This window comes from Mycolicibacterium novocastrense (assembly GCF_001570485.1).
Taxonomy (GTDB): domain Bacteria; phylum Actinomycetota; class Actinomycetes; order Mycobacteriales; family Mycobacteriaceae; genus Mycobacterium; species Mycobacterium novocastrense.
The window spans coordinates 1-3,611 of the sequence record NZ_BCTA01000059.1 but is presented as its reverse complement, the minus strand read 5'-3'; the positions used below and the strand labels follow the sequence as shown (position 1 = coordinate 3,611).

Sequence of the window (3,611 nt, the reverse complement as noted above, 5' to 3'; positions counted from 1 at the left end):
AGTCGACCGGGCGACCATCGAGGACCCGCACCCGACGCGCGTTGGCAGTCGCAAGCCATTGGTCGAGTTGACTGTTGAAATCCTGCGGTGAGATGAAGCAGCGGCCGGGCAGAAACGACGTCTCCAGATATCGGTTGGCTCGCTCGACCATGCCCTTGGATTCGGGGTCATAGGGTTTGAGTTGCACCAGCCGCGACCCCAGCGTCCCCATCAATGCCGTGACCGACTCGGTCAACCGGCCGCGCCGTCCGATCCCGGCCTCGTTGTCCCACCACAACTCGTGCGGTATCGCGGTGAAGGTCTGCGAGAGCAGCTGCCACATCCCGGCCACCAGGTCCATGGTTTGGCGGGAGGGCAGCATCACCGCGGCGATGAAGCGGGAGAACGCTGCCACCATCACCAGCACCGGCAGCATCGTCTCCTGGCCGAAACCGACCGGGATCTTGGGCGCCGGGAACCACAGGTCGCACTGCACCACCCGTCCCGGCGGATGCTCGAGGCGATCGACCGGATCAGCCGGCAGGTACTCCGGGCGGATCGCCCGGACCCGCTCCCGGAACCAGGAGATCGAACCGGTCCACCCGACCCGCTCGGCGATCACCGTCGCCGGCATCGTCGGGTAGGCCGTCAACAACGCCCGGATTCGGGGCTCCACCTCGTTGATCGCCGACGGCGCCGAGGCCCGCTCGTACTTCGGCGGACCATCACTTGCCACCGCGGCCGCCACGGTGTCTCGCGCGATGCCGAGTTGCCGTGCGATGGCCCGCTGCGATAGCCCTTCGCTGCGGTAAAGATGCCGGATCAAGGCCCAGTCTTCCAAGGAGATCACCCATCCAATCTGATCGGGTGGCCTACTTTTCAACCGTCGCGACTGGCCGGATCTTCAACCGTCGTCAACAATGTAGACGAGATCACGCTAAGTCCTGACGAATCAGGCATTTACGACGCGTTCGGCAGGCTGCGGCAGTGCAAGCAAGATCGCGACTGGACGTGTTGATCTCTTTGACCGACTTGCCTTTGCGCCGGGGCCGCCAGCCGGTCACGGCGGAGGTTTGGCGATGTCGTCGTGCTGTCGGTGCCCTGCTAAGAACATTCGGCCGCGGGGCGCGGGAACAAGAGCACGCGCGGCGGTCGTTGCCGCTATTGTCCGACAAACACCCGGGTGGCGGGCGTTAGCCGACTCCACTCCCCCGATCGCCCGGGTCGGCAGGCGATGCCGATTGTCGCGCCTATCGGTTCGGGCATCTCCAAGTCATCGCCGGCATGGTCCCTGGCAGACCGCCCGTGGCGCTTGTGACTTGTGACATGCTCGCCGTGGCCACGGCAGCGAAACCGCTTGTTGCGCAGACCATCTGTGTGCTCGGCGACGCGTTGGCTCGGGTGCGACTTCCTATCCTGACGCTGCTCTCGATCGCAATCCTGACCGGCTGACCCATCATCGCGCACGGGCTCTCGGAGAAGCCCACCAGATCGGTGGTCGCGAGCAGGCGGCATTGTTCAACCTCGCCGCCGTCGCATTGCTCGGCGCTTGGCAGTCCTTTCCGAAGTTCAGTCGCTGCTGAGTGGGCTGGCGACGTTGGCGACAGACCTAGACGCATAGGTGGCGGGAGTGGTCAGCAGGTCACCCTGAAGGTTCTTTCCCGGCGTCGACGACGAGGCGGGGGTGCCGTTCGCCGCGGCAGGCGGCAGCCCAGCGGCTTGCCTTGACCGGTGGTAGCGCTCCGCAAGTCCTGCCCAGCGTTCACCGTAGCGGTGCGCGGAGTCGACGACGGTCTGCGGTATGTGAACGAAGGGCGGCCGAGCAGCCCCAGCACGCCCATAGCCCGCAGTGTCGATTGCGATCTTCCACCAGGCGGACTGCATGGCTTGGAATTCCTCCATGGTCAGGCCCAGCGTTCGAAATGGCGCCTGCATCTGGTCGGCGATGGTCGCGGCCTCTGTCCAGTCGCCACGCTGGCATGCATCGCGCAGCGAAAGCGCGGGCCAGGGGCCCATGCATACGTCGATGCTCCACGCTCCGGCAGCACCGAACATCATTGCGGGGTACATCAACTGGTCCAAGACGAGGACCGACATCTTGTCCTTGACCGCTTTGATGGCGCCGATCACATTGAAGATGTCCATCGAGGTCTGCTTGAGCGCAACGATATTGCGAATCTGGGCCAGCTCCCTAAATGCACCGGGCGGCAATGTGATGCGGAACGCGTGCGGGTTCTGGTAAATCATAATCGCCAGCTCCGGAACGGCCTCGGCGAGGTCTTTATAGTACTGGACCGCGTTCTCGGTAGTCTGCGGCAAGTACATTGGCGGTCCGCTCATAATGCCGTCCGCCCCGAGGTCGGCGATGACGCGGGCGCGTCGGATCGAGTCGCGCGTGTTGAGCGTGCTGGCACCAACGAACACCGGAACCCGGGCGTTTACCGTCTCCACGACCGTGGTGATGAGCGTGCGGTATTCGTCGTCGGAAAGGGTGTGCGACTCGCCGGCGCTGCCGGTCGTGACGATGCCGTCGACACCGTCACGTACCAGTCGATCAACCAGAGACGCGAGCGCATCGGTGTCGATCGTGTCGACCGCGTTGACATCGGCGGCGTCCGGCGTCGAGCAGGCCGGCACGAATCCCCACAACCCCTTCATGTCGCTGGGAACGAGTTCGCTGGTGCGTGTTGTCATGAGCCGTGTCCAATCTGGTTTGAGGATTTTCGGAATGGCTTTGTTGGCGGTATGGTCGCGCCGGACCGTCCAGGGTGGGACTTGAGCCGATGGACTCCCGTTCGTGGCATTGTGTCCCTCGGCGCGAAGTCAACTCTAGGCGCCGCGATAAGTGCTAGTAGTCGATGTCTAAGCCGCTCTCGAGTTCTGCGAGCCGATCCTGGGCTTTTCCGATCGACATCATCTTCATCATGTTGCCGACGGCTTTCATCTGCCCGGTCATGGCCGCGGTCTGGCCGTTGAGCGCACCCCGAGACAGCTCGACGTTTGTTTCGTAGCTGAGCTCGGCCTCCACGTCGGGCGTGCGCGGCGGGGATCCGATACCGACGATGAGCGACCCGTCAGAGAAATGCATGTAGTAGTCATCGCTGGCCGGGCTCTGCGACACGGATACGCGGAGCACCACGTCATGTCCCTTCGCTGCAATGCGGAACCTCTCGTCGGCATTGGCCGCGTCGGTCACCGCAGTGGCCCAGTCGTCGGTTAGGAACTGGATCGCCATTTCACCTCCATATGATCGTTTTCGTCGTCTCGTCCGTCGAGCCGTTCATGTTGTTGCGGCTTCGAGTGCGCCTGGTGGTGTTTGGGCGACCATCTGGTGGCCCCACACACTGGGTCGGTCGTACTGAGCGACTGTCCAGGTTTCCTCGTCGACGGTCACCGCATCCCAGCCGTACTCGATGTCAAACCCGCTCGGTGTGCGCACGTAAAACGACACCATCCGATCGTTGACATGGCGCCCCAACGTCATGCTCAGCGGAATGTTGCGCGACATGCACAGGTCATAAGCCATCCCCACGTCATCCAAACTTTGCACCTCGACCATCACGTGGTGCAGTCCCCGCACACCCGGCATCGGAGTCAACGCGATGCTGTGATGGCGCGGGTTGCAGTGGTAG

General features: G+C 63.4%; 4 protein-coding genes. All 4 read right to left on the bottom strand.

Features of this window, described 5'->3' with window-relative positions; all coding sequences use genetic code 11:
* Positions 1 to 820 (bottom strand): IS21 family transposase (gene istA, locus RMCN_RS21080; RefSeq protein ID WP_234787739.1); only part of this gene is annotated, 820 nt, incomplete at its 3' end.
* A gap of 728 nt (positions 821 to 1,548) precedes the next feature.
* A complete protein-coding gene (locus tag RMCN_RS21070; protein WP_067393319.1) occupies positions 1,549 to 2,673 on the bottom strand; it encodes a dihydrodipicolinate synthase family protein in 1,125 nt (374 codons plus the stop codon).
* A gap of 154 nt (positions 2,674 to 2,827) precedes the next feature.
* The gene (locus RMCN_RS21065) at positions 2,828 to 3,214 is read right to left on the bottom strand and encodes an SCP2 sterol-binding domain-containing protein (protein WP_014211444.1); all 387 of its coding nucleotides are present in this window, start codon (positions 3,212 to 3,214) and stop codon (positions 2,828 to 2,830) included.
* Between the two features lie 45 nt (positions 3,215 to 3,259).
* On the bottom strand, positions 3,260 to 3,611 hold a 352-nt coding region (locus RMCN_RS21060; RefSeq protein ID WP_201028898.1), incomplete at its 5' end, for a VOC family protein.

Coding starts and splice junctions, on each gene's coding strand:
- RMCN_RS21065 (WP_014211444.1), bottom strand. CDS start 3,214: ATGGCGATCCAGTTCCTAACCGACGACTGGGCCACTGCGGTGACCGAC.
- RMCN_RS21070 (WP_067393319.1), bottom strand. CDS start 2,673: ATGACAACACGCACCAGCGAACTCGTTCCCAGCGACATGAAGGGGTTG.